Source organism: Salimicrobium flavidum (assembly GCF_900156645.1).
GTDB classification, from domain to species: Bacteria; Bacillota; Bacilli; order Bacillales; family Halobacillaceae; genus Salimicrobium; species Salimicrobium flavidum.
The window spans coordinates 131,827-152,164 of record NZ_FTOC01000001.1 but is presented as its reverse complement, the minus strand read 5'-3'; the positions used below and the strand labels follow the sequence as shown (position 1 = coordinate 152,164).

Here is a 20,338-nt window from a genome sequence, read left to right as displayed (position 1 = left end):
GGATATTCGTTTTTTCATACTATGATAGAATAGCATCTTATCAGAAAGGAAGATTGTATGAACCTTGACCTGGAAGTTCTAGAGAACCAATACCCTTTTGAATTACTCAATGAAAAGGAGATACAGGATCTTTTCAGGAACTCTACTTATGAAGAATATGCAACGAATGAATTCATCATTCACGAGGACCAGAAAGAATCAGATATTCACATGCTCATCAGTGGTGTGGCGGATAGTATTATGTACCGATCAAACGGAAAACAGCATTCCATCCGTTACTTTTACCCCGGTGATCTCATAGGATTAATGGTACTCCTAACGAGTGAAAACATGAGATTTTCAGTCCGGTGTCTGGAGCCGGTTCACACTCTGAAAATTGAGCGATCGGCTTTTATAAAAATCATGGAGGACAACCCCCGTTTTTCCCAGGTAGTCCTCGACATGCTCAGCGACCTCACCAAAAGCCTATATGATGAAGTCAAATACAAAGATTCCAATGATGAAGGAGAAAATGAAACCAGTCTTTTCAAAGAAAGAACCAAACATTACATGGAAAAGCCTACATTCATCCACTCTAAGCGAACCATAGCAGAAGCAGCTGAAACATTAAAGATCGAAGAAGTGGAAGGCCTGATCGTATCAGATAACAACAAAAATTTTGAAGGTATGATCAGTTATCATGAAGTAGTAGAAGCTTTTATGAAGGGTGATTCTTACGCTTATGTAAGCAAATACATGATAGACGAAAATTTCAGTGTCAACGAAGAGGAATTCATCTTTGATGCCCTCAGTTACTTGAAACACCATCCTGCTACGATTATACCTGTGATGCACAAGGACCAGGTCGCAGGCATTTTGAGACAATCCTCTTTTATCCAGATTGATCAGTCTGTCTACTTTGATCTTACCTATAGAATCTCCAATGCAAGAACTGTAGAAGAACTACAGGAGCTTTCCCCTGCATATAATGAAAAATTCCAGAAATTCATACGGAGCTTGATTGAGGATAATATGCTCGCCTATCACATCGCAGAGTTGATCACGAATTACAATGACCGTATTCATAAACAGATTATTCAAATCGCAGAAGATGAAATGGTAGATCTCGGACACGGAGCTCCTCCCATCAACTATTGTTTTCTGATTATGGGAAGCGGCGGCAGGAAGGAACAGATGATCTCTACAGACCAGGACAATGGCCTCATTCTTTCAAATTATGAAACCTCTGCCCATAAAGAAGAAATCTCTATGTATTTCAAGAGATTTTCTAAAAGAATCAATGATATGCTTGATGAATGTGGATTCCCTTATTGCTCAGGAGGTATTATGGCAAAAGAGAAAAAATGGAGAAAACAGGAACAGGAATGGAAATCAAGCGTGGACGAATGGATTAAGAAGTTAGACGCTGAAGAAATCAGAGACTTCACTATTTTCATGGATTTCCGTCCTGTATTCGGAGATTACTCCTTAGCCTATGAATTGAAAAAATATGTAACTGAAAAAGTTCAGCATTCCCTCGGTCTTCATCAATTGCTTATGAAGGATACACTGCGCTTCAAGGTTCCTATCCAGCCATTCGGACGAATCAATGGAGCCGGTAAAAAACGGATGATAGATTTGAAGCGATCTGCCACCATGCAGATTGTAAATGCGGTTCGTATATATAGTATGAAGTATGGGGTGGAAGCTAATAACACTGTTCAAAGGCTGACATTATTAGCACAAGGAAACCATTTTCACCCGAGAGATGCCGAAAATGCTAAACTCTCCCTGCATCGATTAATGTTATTGCGATTGCATTCCAATCTACAGCAGCTCGAAGAAGGACGTCCGTTGAATAATTTCGTATCATTATCGAAAATCCAAAAACAGGAACGACGCTCTTTGAAAGAAGCTTTGAACGTAGCCAAACGTCTCCAGCAAGTTCTTGAGCTTAGCTATAACAGGAATCGGGTGATGTGATGATACCCATAGATCTGCAAATCCTGAAATACATTTTCATGGAAAAACCTATTTACTATTTCAAAATGAAACCATACTTTCAGACGAGTGAGTACCATGACCTTTGTATGTATATTACAAATCGGTCCGACACCCAGAATTCCGATCGATTGGACAAGAGGGATTATACGGTCTTCGATCTGGAAACTACAGGATTTCTACCTGAAATAGGTCATGAAATACTTTCCATCGGAGCAGTTCGAATGAACGGCAACTCCGAAAAGCTAGATGAAATGCATCAGTTGATCAAACCGATCAGACCTGTACCAAACCATATTCTATCACTTACGAATCTCTCAAGAGACGCTCTGAATCAGGCACCTTCTTTTCTCGAAGGGTTCCAACGCTTCCTCACTTTTTCAGAAAACAGCACGCTTGTAGCACACCCTGCCCATTTTGATGTAAGATTTCTGAGGGCTATGGTGAAACGCTGGAAACTTCCTGAATATTCGCCTCCCTGCATCGATTCGCAGCAAATGGCAAAATATGCATTACCCGATGTGAGTCATCGGCTCGACCCATTGCTCCACTATTTCAACATTCACAGTCTGGAGCGACACCACGCATTGAATGACGCTAACATGACAGCCGATTTATTTTCAGAGCTTCTACTGATTATGAAAAAAGAGCATAATATAACTACTTATTCCGTACTGCAACAACTACTAAACAGGCAGAAGAGCTGAGCTCTTCTGCCTGTTTTCAAGGGACAATCATTATCGGTTCTGTGAAAGCCGGTTGCTGATTTCAAAACGAAGGCCTGAGATACCTGCGTTTTGAGCATGAACGGAGAAATCACCGGGATCGAACGTAGGGAGATTCAGGAAGCTTACGTCATGCCCGCGACAAGCTTCCCCCGTAGAAAAACAACAACGAACGATGACAAGGCCTGTTTTTTTAAGTAAAGTACACTTTATAAAGCTCCCTCACCGCTTTTTCTATTCCATCGGCGTGAATTCCGAACATCATGGATACTTCAGAAGAACCCTGGTTGATCATTTCAAGATTGACATTTGCATTTTTGAAAGCCTGGGTAGCTTTACTTGCAACTCCTACACGTTGATTCATGCCTTCGCCTACAATCATGATCATTGCCATATCACGTTCAACTTCGACAGTATCCACTTCCAACTCATCTTTGATCCTTTTCAGCACGATATCTTCTTTTTCTTTGGATAAAGCTGTTTCTCTTAGGATTACTGACATATCATCTATACCTGACGGCGCATGTTCAAACGAAACACCTTCATCTTCGAGGATTTGTAAAAGACGTCGTCCAAACCCGATTTCACGGTTCATGAGGTATTTACTGACGTAGATTGTAATGAACCCGTCATCACTTGCTATTCCCACTACATCTCCATCGGTATCCTTTCTGTCAGCTACAATCATCGTGCCGGGTGCTTCCGGATTATTAGTATTTTTTATACAAACAGGTATGCGTTTCTTAAAGGCAGGTATTAATGCTTCGTCGTGGAAGACGGAGAAGCCCGCGTAAGAAAGCTCCCGCATTTCTCTGTAGGTCAAATATTTCATTTCCTTAGGGTTTTCGACGATGGACGGATTCACACAGTATACAGAATCTACGTCGGTGAAGTTTTCATACAGGTCCGCTTTTACTCCCGCTGCCACAATCGAACCGGTGATATCGGACCCGCCACGGGAAAATGTAATAAGTTTGCCTTCTTTGGTATACCCAAAGAATCCAGGAATAACAAGAACCCCATCTCTTTTTCTCAGTTCATAAAGGTGATCGAAACTTTCATCAAGCACCAGAGCTCCTCCCGGTTCATCCTTCAGAAAGATTCCCGCTTCCTGAGGATGGACATAAGAAGCTGTGTGTTGTCGACTGGTGAGAAAAGCACTGAGTATGATAGCAGTACCATCCTCTCCGCACGCCTTCAACGCATCGAGCCCGTTCGGTTCTTTATGTTCTATCATTGTTATTCCATCGTCAATACGTTCCTTTATGGTAGTGAATGTTTCCTCTGGAAGAGCAAGCTCTTCAATGATTTCTCTGAAACGATTCAGTACTTTCTCATATGCTTTCTCATCTTTTTTTCCGTTTTCGACAGATTCACCGATTTGAATCAGGAGATCAGTCACTTTCTCATCGTCATCACTGCGTTTGCCAGGTGCAGAGACCACGACGATCCTCCTATCAGTATCTGACTCCAAGATGTCAGTGACTTGTTTCAATTGTGATGCGCTTGCTACAGAACTTCCTCCGAATTTTACAACCTTCATATGTACATCTCCTCGTTAATTGTAATAAAAGAATTAGACAATTTAAAATTTTAACACATAACAATATAAAAATTGAACCGGAAATATAGGCATAAATAAGAAATAAGCGTCGTCTGTTACCTTATGAATAAGCGAAACTCCAATTCCTTCATTTATAATAGCTATTCCTTTAATGATTTCCTTGTGCACCTCAAGAAATCAATTACTTTCAGCACATCTATCTCAAGCTCTCTGTTTTTTGAATAGCTATCCTGAAAATAAATATTCAGGCAGCCACTTATCCATGGAGCAACGTTTCAGCCGCCCGATTTCCCGCTGGTGTCCCCACTTTCCGTATCTGTAATCAACAAACGACTTATTCAATGCTAAAAAGAAAAGCACTTGTGAGTGCTTTTCTTTAGACGCTGGTTTTGAATGACTCTGCAAGATTAAGTAATTCCTGTCCATTCTGCAACGTGGTCTTCGTTAATTCAGACCCGCTGATCATTCGTGCCACTTCTTCAATTTTTTCATTTTTGTCCAATTCTTTTGCGTTCGTTTCTGTTTTATTATCAGAAACATTTTTCTGTATTTGCACATGAGTATCTGCCATTGCTGCTACCTGAGGTAGATGGGAAATACAAAGGACCTGAGAATTCACGGAGATCTTGAATATCTTCTCTGCGATAGCCTGAGCGACTCTTCCGCTCACGCCTGTATCCACTTCATCAAAAATCACACTCGTAATACCCTGGTGCCTTGAGAATATTTGCTTTAACGCAAGCATGATCCTGGACATTTCGCCTCCCGAAGCGATTTTGTGCAGAGGTTTCATCGGTTCTCCTGGATTAGTAGTGATCATAAACCTTACTTCATCAAAACCACTGGAAGTTAAACTTACCTGTCGACCGTTCAGTGCAGGAGAGTCTTTACTACCTTTTCTTTTTTCCACACTAACATCAAAAACAGCCTTCTCCAGGTAAAGATCCTTCAACTCTCCATGCACAGCATTCACAAGTTGCTCGGCGGCGTCTGCACGGATGTCATGTATATGCTGAGCTTCTAGCAACAAATCTTCAGTCACATCTTCAATCTCCGCTTCAAGTTTGGAAAGGAACGAGTCCTTGTTGTTGATTTCATTTATCTCTGCTTCAACTTTATCTTTATGTTCCAAAATTTCTTCGACCGATTGGCCGTACTTTCGTTTCAGTCGGTTAATTTCATCGAGCCGCTCCTCGATTTCATTCAACCGTTCCGGGTCGAATTCGAGCCCTTCCATTTCCGTGCTTAAACGAAAGGTGAGTTCTTCTACCATATAATAAGCATTGGAGAGTTCTTCAGACATACGTTTATAATTTTCATCGTAATCCGCAGTGGAATCAAGACTCATCATGGCATGAGAAAGCCAGTCCATACCTTTTTGCTCTCCGTATAATGCTTCATACGTATCGTTTAATCCCGAATAAATCTTTTCGAAGTTCGACAACTTATCTCTTTCTTCTGTAAGTTCTTCATCTTCTTTCGGTTGCAGCTCTGCCTCATCGAGTTCACTCCACTGAAACTGAAGCAAATCCAATCGTTGGGCCATTTCCTGTTCATTATCACTTAATTCCTTATATCTCTTTTTAAGCGATTTATACTTTTCGTATTGTTTCGTGTACTCCTGTTTCGGTTGTTTCAATTCCTGTTCCGCATACGTGTCCAACAATTCGATGTGTCGATCCGGGTCCATAAGAGACTGGGTTTCATGTTGACTGTGGATGTCGATCAGTGATTTTCCGAATTCTTTCAAAATACCCAAAGTAACCAATTTGCCGTTCACACGGCAGATACTTTTTCCTTGATGAGTAATCGACCTTTGTAATACGACCATCCCGTCATCCTCGATATCGACACCGAACTCTTTCCCCTTTTCAAATACTGAATGGTTTCCTTCTACATTAAACAGACCCTCAATCTCTGCCCGTTTAGCTCCATGTTTCACAAACTCCACAGAACCCCTGGCTCCGGTCAACAATTGTATAGAATCTATGATTATAGATTTACCAGCTCCTGTTTCTCCGGTAAGTACAGTCAGTCCATCCTTCAAAGTTAAGGAGACGTAATCAATAATAGCAAAATCTCTGATAGTCAATTCAGTTAACATGGCGAAAACCCCTTCACTTACAACATATTGAGCAGTTGATCACTGACTTGTTCAGTCTGATTCTCTGCTCTGCAAATGATAAGACACGTATCATCTCCGCAAATGGTGCCCATGATTTCCTCCCAGTCCAAATTGTCGATAAGAGCTCCTACAGCATGAGCATTACCGGGTAACGTTTTCAAAACGATGAAATGTCCGGAGCGATCGATGCTTACGAAAGAATCCATCATCATTCTCTTCAGCTTCTCTAAAGGATTGAAACGCTGATCAGCCGGAAGACTATATTTATATCTTCCATCGACGACAGGCACCTTGACCAGGTGCAACTCTTTTATATCCCGCGACACTGTAGCCTGAGTCACATTATAGCCAAGTTCTTTTAACCTGAACACAAGATCATCCTGGGTTTCAATATTTTCACTGGTGATCATTTCCCGGATTTTTATATGTCTCTGACCTTTGCTTAACGTCATACTTCAAAAGACCTCCCTTCCTCCTGTCTTACTTTTTCTGCAGTTGGGTATGGGCTTCAGTTACTACATCCTTGATTTTCGATTCACTCATTTTCTCGGCACCAAGACCGGAAAAACGCCAGTGGGCAAGAAACTCGATGTTCCCGTCCCCTCCCGTTATAGGTGAATAAGTGAGACCCTTCGTCTCGAAACCGAGGTCTTCAGCGAAAGATAGTATATTACACAGTACCTCTTCATGAATGCCAGAATCTCTGATGATACCTTTTTTCCCTACCTGGTCTCTACCGGCTTCGAACTGAGGCTTGATCAATGCAGCTACATCGCCTCCGGGTATCAGTAAGTCAGCGAGTACAGGAAGAATCAATTTTAAAGAAATGAAAGAAACATCAATGGTAGCTATCTCAGGCAAGCCTTCAGAAAGATCTTCCCTTGTAACATAACGGAAATTCGTCCTTTCCATAACGACTACCTGGTCATGATTCCTAAGACGCCAATCCAGCTGGTTGTAACCTACATCAATGCAGTAGCTTAATTTGATTCCATGCTGAAGTCCACAATCGGTGAACCCCCCTGTAGATGAACCGATATCAACCATGATTTTATCTTTCAACTCAAGAGAAAAGCAGGAGATGGCTTTCTCGAGTTTTAATCCACCCCTGCTTACATAAGGAACAGCTTTCCCTTTCACTGTTAATTCGATATTTTCATCAACTTTTTGTCCAGGTTTATCCAACCGTTGCTGCTCGGAAAAAACAAGCCCTGCCATAATCGTTCTCTTTGCTTTTTCGCGCGTTTCCAACAGCCCTCTTTCTACCAATAACGTATCGAGACGTAGTTTTTTAGACATATATTCAAGCCCTTTTTTCACTTTTCGGTATCAGATTCTGAACAGTTTTTACAACATTTTCGTTTGTAAAGTCAACTTCTTTCCACAAGTCTTTAACACTGCCATGTTCCACGAATCGATCCGGAAGGCCGATTCTTTTAACTTCTCTGTCGTAATATCCGTGATCACTTTGAAACTCAAGGACTGCCGATCCGAAGCTTCCCTGTACTACAGCTTCCTCCAATGTAACTACAGGAATCTGACGTTCAAATATACTGTGAAGCATTTTTTCATCCATCGGTTTCATGAATCTCGCGTTGACGACTTCTGCATCAACCCCTTGAGAATTCAGAGTCTCAGCAGCTTCCAAAGCAAGAGGAATCGTGGTTCCGAATGTCAATATCACTGCATCTTTTCCGGGTTTCAACACTTCCCAGGATCCTATCTCCAGTTCTTTTGCCTGGTCGTCCACTTCAACTCCAAGAGCGTTCCCTCGCGGATAACGAATGGCTATTGGTCCACCTTCATACTGACAGGCCGTATGAACCATATGCCTGGCTTCATTTTCATCTTTCGGCATCATGATCGTCATGTTAGGCACAGCACGTAAAAATGCAATATCAAAAACTCCCTGGTGGGTCTCCCCATCTGCGCCAACCAGACCGGCACGATCGATACCGAATATGACATTCAGTTTCTGCCGGGCCACATCATGAATCACCTGATCATAGCCTCGTTGCAGGAACGTGGAGTATATAGCAAGAAACGGTTTCATCCCCTGGGTTGCAAGCCCGGCGGACATAGTAGTAGCATGCTGTTCAGCTATACCTACATCATACAGACGATCAGGGAACTCTGCTCCGAACTTCTCCAGTTTCGACCCGAGAACCATAGCCGGCGTAACGGCGACGATTCTATCATCTTTCCGAGCCTCTTCACGCAATGCCTCGCTTATTACCGAACTCCATGCGGGAGGAGCGGATGCAGGTTTGATCTTTTCTCCCGAGTCGATTTTGTAAGGGCCCACGCCATGCCATTTGTCTGTCACGTCGGATTCAGCCGGATGGTAGCCTTTCCCTTTTTGCGTCATAACGTGAACAATAACAGGTCCCTCAGTTTTTTTGGCGTATTCCAGATTTTCCTGCAGATCTTCAAAATCATGACCGTCTACAGGGCCATAATAAGTGAACCCGAGTTCTTCAAAGAACATACCTGGAACGACGAAATATTTCATTGAATCTTTAAGACGTTCAGCCGTAGATGCGACTCTACCACCAATAGCCGGAATCTTTTTAAGAATCCATTCCAGATCATCTTTGACACGGTTATATTTGCCCGCACTTCTCATTCGTCCCAGCGCTCCGTGAAGAGCACCGACGTTCTTAGCTATGGACATTTCATTATCGTTGAGGATAACGGTTACATTTTTCTTCTCATGCCCGATGTGGTTGAGAGCCTCAAGAGCCATGCCGCCTGTAAGGGCCCCATCTCCTATAATGGGAACAACGGAATGATCCTCTTTTTTTAGATCTCTTGCAATCGCCATCCCCATCGCTGCAGAAAGGGAAGTGGAACTGTGACCCGTTTCCCAGACATCGTGTTCACTTTCATTTCGCTTAGGGAAACCGCATAAGCCCTGATACTGACGAAGAGTATCAAAAGCTGGGCCACGGCCGGTAAGGATTTTATGGATGTAAGACTGATGACCTACATCAAAAAGCAATCGATCCTTCGGGCTATCGAACGTACGATGCAGAGCTAAAGTCAGCTCTACAACCCCCAAATTCGCTCCTAAGTGGCCTCCAGTCGTAGATAAATTATTGATAAGAAAATCACGCACATCCTGCGCTAAGTCCAACATTTCCTCCGCCGATAAATTCTTGACGACAGAAGGGTCATTAATATTATTCAGATCCATCAGTGGACCTCCTTCGTTAAAACAATGGTTGCTTCACTTATTTTGACAATAGTTTCCATTTAGAATACTTTTCGACATTCGCAATGATTTTTGCAGCGAAAAAAATGATATTCGTAGAATGATTGATAGCCAAGTATTTGCCGATAGCCTTTCCTCCTACTGTCAAGGCCGCTATCGTACTTGTCATTATAACAGAAAGGACCAGTTGGAAGGTAGAGCCATCTCCATTTCCAAAAGCGACTGCCAGTTGTAAAACCACTACCGCAGAAGCTGTACCGCTTACAATCCCTGCAATATCACCGATTACATCATTACAGAAAGTTGCGAAACGATCAGCATTTCTTACAATTATAACCGCATGCTTCGCTCCGAAAACCTTCTCAGAAGCCATAGAATGAAAAGGGGGCTCCTGACCGGCAGTAGCTGCAATTCCAAGCATATCGAAAAAAACCCCTATTAATGCAATAAAAAACACAATAATGAGACCAATCATCCACGGCACTCCATTCAGAAGGGCTGAAGAAATGACGGAAAAAATAGCCGCTAACACAAAAGTGATAACGGCAATAGTGAAACTAAATGATAAAGATCGTTTCAGTTTTGAGTTCATAATTTACTCCAATTATCGGTGTCGTAGTTATGTAGCCAGGAATGGTCAAAAAACAGTTAAAAATTGCAGCTTAGGTCCAGTAGGTTTTCCCACCCGGGTACCGCGTGTCACCACTTAGGCGGTTCCCCTTTAAACCCGGGTCGAGCACGTCTCCGTCACTCGGACTGGATTGCCACTCAGTCCACACTATAATCGCTGTTTTTTGTCCTTTTGAACAGTCTAGGGAATTTCTCCAGCAGCCTTTAACCGTTCCTTAGCCTCTTTTGCAGTTTCGATTTCATACAGTGCAAACTAAATCATATATCAATGGCCATTCTATATATGATTTCTGAAATACTGTAATCCCCTCGCAACCACTCAAGGCAGGCTACGCTGTACATACAGATATTACTCCATATGATACAGGTTTATACCCCATTTCATAAGGGAAGCTGGCTCAGCTTCCCTTACAAAGATGGGCCTCCACGGAAGCGGGGTCAACGCCCACATGCCTTTGCGGATCGCCCCTCAACCTTAACTCCCAGCACCGACCCAAGGCTGGGCGCCTCAAGCCGGCACAAGGAACTTCATCGATATGCCCTTTGGCGGATTTTTAGGCCCGCCTTCAGGAGCGGAGGACTGACTAGAATACTGCACCATTCCTTGCTTAGCTTTAATATACCATAATCCCGAAGAGGGCTCAAAGAAAAAGAAATCAGTACTCTCTCTGACTCATGTAAGAAATCAATTCAGCAACAGGTGTGCCTTCGGCCTCAAGTTCCCGTAGAATACTCTCCACTGTCTTTTCATATTTTTGTTTTTCCTGTTTCGCACCTTCAAGTCCCAACAGTTTAGGGTACGTACTTTTTTTGTTGGATTCATCGCTTCCTACAGGTTTTCCCAGTTTCTCTTTGTCTCCAGTCACATCAAGGATGTCGTCCTGAATTTGAAAAATCAACCCAACTGCTGCTCCTGCTTCCCGCAATTTTTTCAGCGAATTTTCCTGCAAGCCAGCCAGGTATCCTCCTGTCACAATAGAAAAAGCGATCAATCTTCCGGTTTTGTTCAAGTGGATTGTTTTAAGGGTCTCTACATCTGTTTCCAGGTCTTCATGCTGCATGTCCCACATTTGTCCGGAAACCATTCCCTTAGGTCCAGCCGCGGCAGATAACTGTTGTACGATGAACACCTTTTGATCGGAAGTAAGGTGAGCGTCAGCAGTGATCATTTCAAAACTCATTGTCAGTAAGGAGTCACCAGCAAGTATGGCTGTAGCTTCATCAAATTCTTTATGATTGGTTTTTTGACCCCTTCGCAGATCATCATCATCCATGGCAGGCAAATCATCATGGATGAGTGAATACGTGTGGACCATTTCCAGTGCAACAGCTGCAGATATATATACAGGTTTTTCAGAAGAAAAAGAATCAAAAGTCGCTTTCATCAGAAGGGGTCTCAATCTCTTGCCCCCTGCTTCCATGGAGTACATGATGGCATCACGTAATCTTCCTTCCTCAGTCAACTCTTCTATCCTTTTGTATACTTCCTTGTCAATCCAATCCTTCTGCTCCTGGATATATTTCTTCACTATTCATCCTCCTGTACATCAAACGATTCAAATTCACCATGTTCATTCAAAATTTGTTTCATCTGACCTTCGACACTGGTCAGTTTATCATTACAAACCTTAGATAGTTTCATTCCTTCGTGGTAGTACTGGATCGCTTTTTCAAGCGGAACATCTCCGGATTCCAACTTCTCCACTATTTCTTCCAACTGCTTCATATTTTCTTCGAAAGACGGCTCCTTCTTATCGGTCATGTTCATCATCCTCCCATCCGGTAACTTCACTGTAAATAACACCGCTGTTTATCTGAAGTTTTATAGTTTCACCTTCATCCACATCATCGACGGATTTTATGAGTTCCTTATTTTTGTTATACGGCAAGGCATAGCCCCGATTCATGATTTCCAGCGGATTGACAAGAGAAAGTTGTTGCACGAGTGACTGCCAGCGGTTTTTCTTCTCGTCAATCACCCGAGCCATTTGTTTTTCGAGGCGCCTGTGTAACTGATTGACTTCCGTCTGTTCTCTCTCTACTCGTCTGTCAGGTCTTACTTGGGAGAGACGATTATCCAGTCGATCCAGTGCTTCTTTTTTCTCTTTGAACAGCCTGTTGCCTGAGGCGTGGAACCGATCCATGACTCTGTCAAGGTCCTGTTCCTTCTGCCCAATCAACTGCTTTGGGTATTTAAAAGCATAAGACTTCTCCATTGTCCGCAATCTGTGTTTCGCGTTTTCCACTCTTAAGTCCATCGATTGTTGCAATCTTCTCACCTGGTCCATGAGTCGCTGGTTCAACTCACGCCAATCGGGAACTACGATTTCTGCAGCCCCTGTTGGGGTGGGAGCACGATAATCGGAAACGAAATCAATGATGGTTGTATCCGTTTCATGTCCTACCGCTGAGATAATCGGGATTAGCGAACGGAACGTGGCTCTTGCCACGTCTTCTTCATTAAAGCCCCACAAATCCTCTATAGAGCCTCCGCCTCTTCCGACAATCAGCACATCACAATCCAACTGGCGATTCGCATAATCAATGGCGCGCGATATTGAAGTCGCAGCCTGTTTCCCCTGCACTGTCACCGGCAACACCGATATTTTCACCATTGGAAACCTTCGTTCAACAGTAGTCAGAATATCCCTGATCGCCGCGCCGGTTGGAGAAGTGATTACGCCGATGTGCGAAGGCATCGATGGTAACTTTTGTTTGTATTCCGGAGAAAAAAGACCTTCTTTCATCAATTTTTCCTTCAATTGTTCGAAGGCAATATGTAGATCGCCTACGCCATCCGGCACCATTTCTTTAGCATACAGCTGGTATTGCCCCATCGGTTCATAAACATTGACCTCTCCGCGGATAAGCACGTTCATACCGTTCTCAGGAGTGAAATTGAGATTCCGGTTGTTCCCGGCGAACATTACTGTTTGAATACGGGCACTATCATCTTTCATTGAAAAGTACATGTGGCCACGACTATGATGTTTAAAATTCGAAATCTCACCTCTCAGCCATACTTCTTTCAAGTGTGAGTCTCTACTGATTTTCTGCTTAATGTATCTAGTCAGGGCCGTGACCGTCAAGTAACGATCTTCCACGGTATTCCCTCCCCATGCTACTGATTGATTTTCTTAGCAGCTTCAATCGTGTTGTGCAGAAGCATTGTTATCGTCATAGGTCCTACCCCTTTAGGTACCGGCGTCAGATAAGACGCAACTTGATCCACTGACTCAAAATCGACATCTCCTGTCAATTTGCCGTCTACACGGTTCACTCCGACGTCTATCACTACAGCGCCTTCTTTAATATCATCAGACGTGATAATCGAAGGTTTTCCGATCGCAACTATGAGGATATCTGCCTGTTTGGTGATTTCTTTCAGGTTCTTAGTTTTCGAATGACAATATGTCACCGTAGCATTCCGGTTGAGAAGCAGTTGCCCTACCGGTTTCCCGACCAGGTTGCTTCTCCCTAGGACTACAGCGTGCTTTCCTTCGATCTTAATACCTCTTCTCTCAAGCATGACAATGATTCCATGAGGGGTGCACGGCAGGAAAGTGTCCTGACCTGTCATCATTTTGCCTATACTTACAGGGTGGAATCCGTCCACATCTTTCTCAGGTACGATCGCTTCAATGACCTTTTGTTCCTCTATATGATCAGGGAGGGGTAATTGGACCAGAATTCCATGCACACTTCGATCATTATTCAATTCACTGATTTTCTCCAGAAGTTCCTGTTCAGAAATTGAACTCTCATATTCCCAGAGATCCGCATCCATCCCTATTTTGTTAGAAGCTTTCTGTTTTCCTTTTACATAGGATTTTGAAGCGGGGTCATCACCGATTATAATAACAGAAAGCTTCGGACTGATACTCTTCTCTCTGAGAGAGTCCACTTCTTCTTTCAATTCCTGCCTAATTTCCTGAGCCAGTTCACTACCGTAAATAATTTCCGCTGTCATCTGATAACTCCCCCGTTTCCATATAAATTAACCCATTTTTGAAAGTACGCCGTTCACGAATTTCCCTGAAGCCTCATCACCGAAAGTTTTTGCAAGTTCCACTGCTTCATTGATCGCTACTTGTGTAGGTGTTTCTTCTTCAAATTTCAGCTCGTAAACTGCGATACGAAGAACCGTTTTTTCCACCTTAGGTAAACGATCCAATGACCAATTTTCCAGATTATCCACGATCAGCTCATCCAATTCCTGCTGATGGGAGGTAACGCCCTCCACAAGGGATATAAGAAAATCGTCATTCTCTTCTTCTTCGAGTACGTAGTCCATGGCATGTTGTTTATCCAGGTTTGTTGTAATCATTTGGAAAAGCGCCTGGAACGCTTTTTCTCTAGCAGTCCTTCTTTTCATTATCTTTCCCCTTTCGAACTCATTCCGATTTAAATCATATCATTTACAAATCCGAATTGCGAACAAGATCCGCTTAAGAATATTCAATCATTCCGCCCCTCTCAGCTTCCCTATCATCCATTTTCGTCGATAAAAAAGAATCGGAGCTTAAAGCCCCGATCCTTCTCATTCGAATGTATCCTGTTCTTTTCCTTCCATTTGCACTCCTACAACGTGAACATTCACTTCTTTCACTGAAAGAGAGGTCATGTTCTCTAAAGCCTGCCTTGTGTTTTCCTGTATTTTCTCTGCAGCATCAGGTATGGAAATGCCATAATCCATAACTACAAAAGCTTCAATGACAACGCCTTCCTCGATCAGATCTACCTTGACCCCTTTGCCGTGAGATTTTTTCCCGAGTTTTTCAGCAACCCCGGAAGCGAAATTCCCTCTCATTTCGGCGACACCTTTCACTTCGGACACAGCGATACCTGCAATGACTTCAATGACTTCCGGAGCGATTTCTACGGAACCGAGTGCCGAGCTTTCCGTTACATTCAAATGCTGTTCATCCATTAAGATTTCTCCTCTCCTGTACCCATCACTGAGTAGGTATCGAGAAACTTCGTGTTGAAGTCCCCGCCCTTGAATACTTCATGGTTCATCATTCGCTGATGGAAAGGGATTGTTGTATGGACGCCCTCAACGATAAATTCACTTAGAGCGCGTTTCATTTTAGCGATCGCTTCATCTCTATCTTTGCCATAAGTAATCAGTTTCGCTACCATTGAATCGTAATAAGGGGGAATCATATAACCAGGATATGCTGCAGAATCTACCCTGACACCAAAACCGCCCGGCGGCAGATACATATCGATATAACCTGCCGAAGGCATGAAGTTTTTGAAAGGATCTTCCGCGTTGATCCGGCATTCCATCGCCCAGCCTTCGAATGTGATATCTTCCTGTTTATAAGATAACTGCTCGTCATTTGCAACTTTAATCTGTTCCTTGATCAGGTCTACGCCGGTAACCATTTCCGTAACCGGATGTTCTACCTGAATCCGGGTGTTCATTTCCATGAAGTAGAATTTCTTGTCATTGTGATCGAAGATAAATTCGATCGTACCTGCTCCGGAGTAATTGACCGCTAGTGCGGCCTGAACAGAAGCTTCACCCATTTCTTTACGGATGTCTTCAGTTACAGCCGGGGAAGGTGTTTCTTCAATCAGTTTTTGGAGACGCCGTTGGACCGAGCAGTCTCTCTCTCCCAAATGAATCGCATTGCCATGATTATCAGCCAGCACCTGTATTTCTACGTGACGGAAATCTTCGATGAACTTCTCGAGATATACTCCAGGATTACCAAAAGCAGTCTCCGCCTCCTGTTGAGTCATTCTGATACCCTCGATCAGTTCTTTTTCATCACGAGCTACGCGTATCCCTTTTCCGCCGCCGCCGGCAGTGGCCTTGATAATTACAGGGTAGCCTATTTCTTCGGCCACCTCTTTGCCTTCTTCTACATTCTGAATGATGCCTTCAGAGCCAGGTACTACCGGAACTCCTGCTGCCTCCATCGTTTGCCGCGCTACATCTTTCGTACCCATTTTCTGAATAGCATACGCAGAGGGACCAATGAAAGTGACATTACATTCCTCACACATCTCGGCGAATTCAGCATTCTCAGCGAGGAATCCGTAGCCTGGATGGATAGCATCAGCACCAGTCATCGTTGCAGCACTTAATATATTCGTATAGTTCAAATAGCTGTCCTTACTTAACTTAGGCCCTACACAGTAGGCCTCATCAGCAATTTGTACGTGAAGAGCTTCTCTATCAGGTTCTGAATAAACGGCAACAGTTTCAATATCCATTTCTTTGCAGGCACGGATAATCCGAACTGCAATTTCTCCTCTGTTTGCGATCAATATTTTTTTAATCAAAAGCTCCCACCTCTCCTTAACGTTTCACACGGAAGAGCGGCTGGTTATATTCGACCAATTCTCCATCGCTTACCAGGATTTCAACGACTTCCCCTGAAACTTCCGCTTCAATTTCATTGAATAATTTCATCGCCTCGACAATGCAAACTACCGAGTCTTCAGCCACTTTGTCCCCTACCTGGATATAAGGATCATCTTCCGGAGCGGGTGCATGATAAACGGTACCCACCATCGGCGATTTGATTTCATAATCATAGTCAGTCGAGTTTTGTTCCGCTTGGTCTGACTCTTCCTTATTATCGCTTTTTTCTTCCTTGACCGTATTCTGTTCCTCCCGGGGCACAGGTGGCTGCGTCGGCTGTTTCTGTACTTCAGGCTTTACTTCTGGCGCAGGGGCTGGAGCAGGAACCGCTCCCCCCTGTTTTTTCAAGGTCACTTTACTTTCTCCTTCTTTGTATTCAAACTCCTGGATACTTGATTCATCAATCAATTTAATTAGTTCTCTTATCTCCTGTACCTTTAGCATGAACTGGCACTCCTTTATGTAAAATATCTTCAAAATGAGTTCTTGTTTATTTTACGACAGATATTTCTACCCTGCAACTTCATAGAAAGCGATTTCATATTTTTGGAGTATGCAAAAGTTTGAAATTGTTTCTCATCTTCTGTTAATAGTTTCTTTTGACTTATGAAAAACACCTCCGAGATATCGAGAATCCCGGAGGAGTAAATCATATTAGGCACGCGACACATATTTTCCTTCATCAGTGCTTATAAGCAGGATGTCTCCCTGGTTCACAAAGAAAGGAACCTGTACAATCAAACCTGTTTCAAGTGTCGCGGGTTTCGTTCCGCCACTGGCAGTATCACCTTTGACTCCGGGTTCCGTTTCCGTCACTTCAAGTTTTACGTTCTTCGGAAGATCTACGTCAATCGTCTCCCCCTCGTACGTTTGAATGGAGACTTCCATGTTCTCTATAAGAAAATTAAGTTTGTCCCCGATTTGCTTTTCGGGCAATTCCACCTGATCGAAGGTTTGAGTATCCATGAAGGTATGCATCTCGCCTGAAGAAAAGAGGTACTGCATCTTTCTCGTTTCAATATGAGCGCGGTTTACTTTTTCACCGCCACGGAAAGTTTTTTCTTGAATATTCCCGTTGCGCAGATTTCTCAATTTGGTACGGACAAAAGCCGCCCCTTTTCCGGGTTTGACGTGCTGGAAGTCCATTACGCTCCATATGCCACCATCGACTTCAATTGTAAGTCCTGTTTTAAGATCATTAACTGATATCATTTTTATTTCCTCCAAATTTATAAGATTATCAATTCTTTCGGGGAGTGATTCAGCGGTTCATTACCTTCTTCGGTGATCACCGTATCATCTTCGATTCTGCAGCCGCCTGTACCCTGGACGTATATCCCGGGTTCTACAGTCACTACCATTCCAGGTTTCAATTCTACATCAGATCGGTGTGATAAACCAGGACCTTCATGAACGTCAAGTCCGATGCCATGACCGGTCGAATGACCAAAATAACTTCCGTACCCTTTTTCATTAATCACATCTCTTGTAAGTGCATCTGCTTCTTTACCGGTCAGACCTGCTTTCAGTCCATCCATTCCTTTTTTCTGAGCTTCCAGTACGGTCGCATAAATCTCTTTCTGTTTGTCGGAGATCTCGCCTACGGACACAGTTCTCGTTATGTCTGAACAATACCCTTTGTAAAGAGCACCGAAATCAAGAGTGACTAATTCTCCGGTTTCGATTTTCTTCTCTGATGCTACTCCATGAGGAAGAGCAGAGCGATAGCCGCTAGCCACGATGATATCGAAACTTGATGAAGTGGCGCCTTTCTTTCTCATGAAGAACTCGAGTTCATTCGAGACATCTATCTCTTTTACACCAGGCTTGATGTAAGTAAGTATATGGTCGAATGCTTCATCTGCGATTTTCGCTGCCTCCCGGAGAATAGAAATTTCTTCCGATGATTTAACCATACGAAGCGTTTCTACTATCCCTGCTACCGGAACAAGCTCCCCTGAGATTTTTTCATTGAAGATCTCGTATACGCTATAGGTGAGGTGTTCTTTTTCAAACCCTATCTTCTCTGTGTTAGTGCTACGAAATTGAGCAGCTATCTCTTCAGACATAGGTCCTTTATGTTCCACTATTTCAAACTCCGTCACTTGATCTTCCGCCTGTTCGACATATCTGAAATCAGTGACTAATTTAGCAGAGTCTTCAGTTATCAATACAGCACCGGATGTTCCGGTGAATCCCGTTATGTACCTTCTGTTTTTATCACTTAAAATAAGTAGTCCGTCAATCCCTTTCTCTTTCATAGACTCACGGATTAGCTTGAGCTGAGTCATGTATACAGATCCTCCTCTTTAAATACTTTTAAACTCTCCTTACTAAGTGTACCATAAGGCTCTACACCTTCACTACTCCCGGCTTCTTGAGTTGGGTTCAGAACGATTCTTCAGTGGTATTCTACAAGTTTTTTTAAATAAATTTCCGAAATCATGATAAAAACATCTTAATTAGTGGTATAACATAAATATAAGAGCTTTGAAAGGAGGACTCCCATGGCACGCAGATGGTTTACGTGGATGATATATGTTCTTATCGGTCTAGCCGCCTTCTACGTCGTTTCACAATTATTGACAAATACGACAGGCTTTCTTTCTTCTATAATTGTGATGGTCGGAATAGCAGCTGTCATCTATGGGCTCATTTACTTTTTGTTTATCCGCAAGCGGCTCGGGAGCGGTGCCGGAAGTGGAAATACAGATGATATGAAAAAATATAAGCAAGCCGTCAAGCAATCGAAACAGAAGTACGGCAAACCTGCGGGTGAAACTACCAAACAATCGAAACCACCGAAGAAACAGACAAAAAAAAGAAAAGCCTCTCCTTCTCACCTAAGGGTGATCGAGGGTACAAAAGGTAAAAACAAAGACGATAATCATGTTTCATTCTGAAAATAAAAATGAAACAACATCACCCTAATTTCGAACCTTCGTCTATCCCACTTTCGGCCACTTTTTATGGTTTCACCCGTAATATGTATAAGTCCTTGCCTCAATCTTCTATTCAACCAATTCTGAGCGATGTCGCTTTTCAGCCTTTCAATTCTCAAAAAAATATATAAACATCACCAGAAGCATTCAATTCATACACACCAAACCCTTTACGGAGGAATATCTTTAAAACCACTATAAACTCCCGCTTCCCATTCAAGTAAAAAGGTCGGTCCCCGGCCTTTTTTTCTTGTCGCGACCCTGGATGAGGTATAAAAAAAGACGCTTCTCAGGCGTCTTCTTCACTTTTTTTATGAATATGCATAAGTGTTTCCCTGCGGGAGGAATCTTCTTCAAAATATTGGACCAAATCACCAATCCTATCGATGGAATCCCAGCTTAAATGGTGCTCGATACCTTCGACTTCTTCATATATTTTATCCTTCTCCACTCCGATGATCTCCAGGAAATTCTCAAGAAGTTCGTGGCGATAAACGAGGCGTTTCCCTATCTTTTTTCCCTTTGTCGTAAGAATAAGGCCTCTGTATTTCTCATAAGTCAAATATTCATCCTTGTCCAGTTTTTGAACCATTTTCGTTACTGAAGAAGGATGAACACTGAGGTTTTCAGCTATATCCGACACTCTGGCATATCCTTTATTCTCAATTAATAAATAAATTTGCTCAATATAATCTTCCATACTAGGTGTGGGCATAATATACCTCCGTTATCAATCAGATCATCCTTTAAAAATCATACACTAATTACAAATTGTAAAC

At 42.9% G+C, this 20,338-nt stretch carries 20 protein-coding genes; 3 read left to right on the top strand and 17 right to left on the bottom strand.

The window, feature by feature from the left end:
- The first annotated feature begins 57 nt into the window (after positions 1–57).
- Positions 58–1,962: a DUF294 nucleotidyltransferase-like domain-containing protein gene (locus BW944_RS00820; RefSeq protein ID WP_076556437.1), complete on the top strand. Its 1,905-nt coding sequence runs from the start codon at positions 58–60 to the stop codon at positions 1,960–1,962.
- Entirely contained in the window at positions 1,962–2,687 is a 726-nt protein-coding gene (locus BW944_RS00815) for a 3'-5' exonuclease (protein ID WP_076556436.1), read from the top strand. Before BW944_RS00820 ends, BW944_RS00815 begins: the two co-directional genes overlap by 1 nt.
- 211 nt (positions 2,688–2,898) lie before the next feature.
- On the opposite strand, the gene BW944_RS00810 is transcribed toward BW944_RS00815, so the two are convergent.
- The 16 genes from BW944_RS00810 to BW944_RS00730 all read right to left on the bottom strand — a co-directional run bounded on the left by BW944_RS00810 (position 2,899) and on the right by BW944_RS00730 (position 18,908).
- Positions 2,899–4,248 (bottom strand): aspartate kinase, encoded by a 1,350-nt coding sequence (locus BW944_RS00810; RefSeq protein ID WP_076556435.1) that lies wholly within the window; start codon positions 4,246–4,248, stop codon positions 2,899–2,901.
- Between the two features lie 397 nt (positions 4,249–4,645).
- Positions 4,646–6,373 carry a DNA repair protein RecN gene (gene recN / locus BW944_RS00805; RefSeq protein ID WP_076556434.1) on the bottom strand — a complete coding sequence of 576 codons (1,728 nt, stop codon included), beginning with the start codon at positions 6,371–6,373 and terminating at the stop codon, positions 4,646–4,648.
- 17 nt (positions 6,374–6,390) lie between these two features.
- Entirely contained in the window at positions 6,391–6,846 is a 456-nt protein-coding gene (gene ahrC / locus BW944_RS00800) for a transcriptional regulator AhrC/ArgR (protein ID WP_076556433.1), read from the bottom strand.
- A 28-nt stretch (positions 6,847–6,874) separates the two neighbouring features.
- Positions 6,875–7,693: a TlyA family RNA methyltransferase gene (locus BW944_RS00795; protein WP_076556432.1), complete on the bottom strand. Its 819-nt coding sequence runs from the start codon at positions 7,691–7,693 to the stop codon at positions 6,875–6,877.
- 4 nt (positions 7,694–7,697) lie between these two features.
- A complete protein-coding gene (gene dxs, locus BW944_RS00790; RefSeq protein WP_076556431.1) occupies positions 7,698–9,590 on the bottom strand; it encodes a 1-deoxy-D-xylulose-5-phosphate synthase in 1,893 nt (630 codons plus the stop codon).
- A gap of 37 nt (positions 9,591–9,627) precedes the next feature.
- Complete coding sequence (locus BW944_RS00785) at positions 9,628–10,200, bottom strand: hypothetical protein (protein WP_076556430.1); 573 nt, start codon at positions 10,198–10,200, stop codon at positions 9,628–9,630.
- 694 nt (positions 10,201–10,894) lie between these two features.
- Positions 10,895–11,767 carry a polyprenyl synthetase family protein gene (locus BW944_RS00780; protein ID WP_076556429.1) on the bottom strand — a complete coding sequence of 291 codons (873 nt, stop codon included), beginning with the start codon at positions 11,765–11,767 and terminating at the stop codon, positions 10,895–10,897.
- On the bottom strand, positions 11,767–12,000 hold the full coding sequence (xseB, locus tag BW944_RS00775; RefSeq protein WP_076556428.1) for an exodeoxyribonuclease VII small subunit: 234 nt from the start codon (positions 11,998–12,000) through the stop codon (positions 11,767–11,769). The genes BW944_RS00780 and xseB overlap by 1 nt, the downstream gene beginning before the upstream one ends.
- Entirely contained in the window at positions 11,990–13,342 is a 1,353-nt protein-coding gene (xseA, locus tag BW944_RS00770; RefSeq protein WP_076556427.1) for an exodeoxyribonuclease VII large subunit, read from the bottom strand. The genes xseB and xseA overlap by 11 nt, the downstream gene beginning before the upstream one ends.
- Before the next feature lie 17 nt (positions 13,343–13,359).
- Positions 13,360–14,208, bottom strand: coding sequence for a bifunctional methylenetetrahydrofolate dehydrogenase/methenyltetrahydrofolate cyclohydrolase FolD (gene folD, locus BW944_RS00765; protein WP_076556426.1), 849 nt, complete (start codon positions 14,206–14,208; stop codon positions 13,360–13,362).
- A gap of 27 nt (positions 14,209–14,235) precedes the next feature.
- Positions 14,236–14,613 carry a transcription antitermination factor NusB gene (nusB, locus tag BW944_RS00760; protein WP_076556425.1) on the bottom strand — a complete coding sequence of 126 codons (378 nt, stop codon included), beginning with the start codon at positions 14,611–14,613 and terminating at the stop codon, positions 14,236–14,238.
- Between the two features lie 165 nt (positions 14,614–14,778).
- Positions 14,779–15,168, bottom strand: coding sequence for an Asp23/Gls24 family envelope stress response protein (locus tag BW944_RS00755; protein WP_076556424.1), 390 nt, complete (start codon positions 15,166–15,168; stop codon positions 14,779–14,781).
- Positions 15,168–16,535, bottom strand: a complete 1,368-nt coding sequence (gene accC, locus BW944_RS00750) for an acetyl-CoA carboxylase biotin carboxylase subunit (protein WP_076556423.1) — start codon at positions 16,533–16,535, stop codon at positions 15,168–15,170. Before accC ends, BW944_RS00755 begins: the two co-directional genes overlap by 1 nt.
- Positions 16,536–16,551: 16 nt before the next feature.
- Positions 16,552–17,061 carry an acetyl-CoA carboxylase biotin carboxyl carrier protein gene (accB, locus tag BW944_RS00745; RefSeq protein WP_076556422.1) on the bottom strand — a complete coding sequence of 170 codons (510 nt, stop codon included), beginning with the start codon at positions 17,059–17,061 and terminating at the stop codon, positions 16,552–16,554.
- 210 nt (positions 17,062–17,271) lie between these two features.
- Entirely contained in the window at positions 17,272–17,829 is a 558-nt protein-coding gene (efp, locus tag BW944_RS00735; protein WP_076556420.1) for an elongation factor P, read from the bottom strand.
- 17 nt (positions 17,830–17,846) lie between these two features.
- Complete coding sequence (locus tag BW944_RS00730; protein WP_076556419.1) at positions 17,847–18,908, bottom strand: M24 family metallopeptidase; 1,062 nt, start codon at positions 18,906–18,908, stop codon at positions 17,847–17,849.
- Positions 18,909–19,124: 216 nt separating this feature from the next.
- On the opposite strand from BW944_RS00730, the gene BW944_RS00725 reads away from it, so the two are divergent.
- Complete coding sequence (locus BW944_RS00725; protein ID WP_076556418.1) at positions 19,125–19,520, top strand: SA1362 family protein; 396 nt, start codon at positions 19,125–19,127, stop codon at positions 19,518–19,520.
- 328 nt (positions 19,521–19,848) lie between these two features.
- On the opposite strand, the gene mntR is transcribed toward BW944_RS00725, so the two are convergent.
- Entirely contained in the window at positions 19,849–20,274 is a 426-nt protein-coding gene (mntR, locus tag BW944_RS00720) for a transcriptional regulator MntR (protein WP_076556417.1), read from the bottom strand.
- Positions 20,275–20,338: the final 64 nt, after the last annotated feature.